Raw genomic sequence first — 1,860 nt, forward strand, 5'->3', positions numbered from 1 at the left:
CTGGTTGACGAGGCCCGGCGGGCTTCCGTGGCAAAGGCCGGATGACGGCTCGCCGCCACCGGTTGCGGGGGCAGCGCGGGCTCTGCCGCAGGCGGCATCCCGGCTTCCCTCTGCGCGTTGCCGGATGAGGCCGGCCGGCGAAACACCGCTTGACAACGTCCGGGGAACGCCGCTTACATTCACTGGTCCGCTGGTTCAACCAGTGTATCAGATTCTCCGGTTCAGGAGGCGACGCGCATGGCCGAGGCGCTGAAGAGCGAAGCGGTGACGGGAGCTTCTGCGGGCGACGACGGCGCCGGCACGGGTTCGCTGCCGCACGCCGGGGCGCTGGCGGAACTGCGCGGCATCCGCAGCGGCATCGTCAAGCAATCCATCAAGACGGTGATCAGCGAGAAGATCGCCGGCCTCATCGCCTCCGGCATCCTGCAGGTGGGCGATGCGCTGCCGGGCGAACGCGAGCTGGCCGCCACCCTCAATGTCAGCCGCGAGGCGGTGCGCGGGGCGATCCAGATTCTGGCGCTGCAGGGGGTGCTCGAAGTCTCCCACGGCGCGCGCACCCGCGTGCTGCGGGCCGATGTCGGCCCGGTCACCATCGGCTTCGCCATGGCGCGCGCGGTCGATGCCTACGACCTCGATTCCGTGCACTCCGCCCGCGTGCTGATCGAACGGCAGGTGGTGGCCGATGCCGCCCTTGCCATTGCCGACGACACGCTCGGCGTTCTGGAAAGCCTGCTGCAGGCCCAGCACGATGCCCTCGACGATCCGGTGCGCTTTCTGATCTCGGACCGGGAGTTCCACACCACCATCTACCGCGTTTCGCCCAACCGGCTGCTCGCCGATTTTTCCACCGATCTCTATGGCTACATGATGGAATACCGGCGCCGCGTGGTGGCCCGGCCCGGGGCCATTGCAACGAGCTATGCCGACCATGTCGCCATTGTCGCAGCCCTGCGCAGCCACGATCCGGCCCGCGCGGTCGATGCCTTCGCCGCCCACACCGGGCGGATCTATCGCACCACGCAATCGATCCTGAGCGACGCAGACAGCCGCTGAACCGCAATCGCCCCATCCGTCGCCGGCCGGCAGCCGGCGACATACGAAAAGGCAGATCGCACCCGTGCCGCCGCGGCGGCCCGTCTTCGTGCGCCTTCTGCCCTGCAGGACGCAGACCGCGCCTGCCTTGCAATACGCAGCCGGAAAACCGGCGCGCCTGAACGATAATCTTGGGAGGAATGAATGGAACGCAGGACATTCCTGAAGCTCGCCGCCGGTGCGGCCGCCGTTGCCGGCATCGGCGCGGCGGGCCTCGTGCCGGCCCTCGCCGCCGGGAAGACGATCGTCTACCTCACCCCCGGCCTCGATCTGCCGTTCTGGCGCTTCCTGTCGAAAGGCGTGGAAGCCGCCGCGAAGAAGGCAGGCTACGGCTTCCAGGTGCTGGATTCGCACAACAGCGGCCAGACCCAGTTGCAGAATGCGCAGGATGCCATCGCCCGCGGCGTCGCCGGCATCGTGCTGTCGCCCACCGATTCCTCCACCGCCCCCAGCGTGCTGACGCTGGCGAAGCGGGCAGGCATTCCGGTGGTGATCGCCGACATCGGCACCAACAGCGGCGAATATGCCTCCTTCATCATCTCCGACAACTATCGCGGCGCCCGCGATGTCGGCGAGGCCCTTGCCGCGGCGCTGAAGAAGAAGGGCTGGGAAGACGGCTCGGTCGGCATCATCGCCATCTCGCAGGCCCGCAAGAACGGTCAGGCCCGCACCAAGGGGTTCCTCGACGGCCTGAAGGCCGGCGGCTTCACCGGCAAGGAGGCCGGCCTGCAGCAGATGCAGAGCTACACCGCCGACGAGACCTTCAAG

At 68.2% G+C, this 1,860-nt stretch carries 2 protein-coding genes; both read left to right on the forward strand.

Going from position 1 to position 1,860, the window contains the following annotated elements:
• Positions 1-237 precede the first annotated feature (237 nt).
• Positions 238-1,053 (forward strand): FCD domain-containing protein, encoded by an 816-nt coding sequence (locus tag V7067_RS15810; RefSeq protein WP_334176863.1) that lies wholly within the window; start codon positions 238-240, stop codon positions 1,051-1,053.
• Positions 1,054-1,236: 183 nt separating this feature from the next.
• The coding region (locus tag V7067_RS15815) for a substrate-binding domain-containing protein (protein WP_334176864.1) at positions 1,237-1,860 on the forward strand (624 nt) is incomplete at its 3' end.

The organism is Pseudoxanthobacter sp. (assembly GCF_036822375.1).
In the GTDB taxonomy this organism is placed as follows: Bacteria; Pseudomonadota; Alphaproteobacteria; order Rhizobiales; family Segnochrobactraceae; genus Pseudoxanthobacter.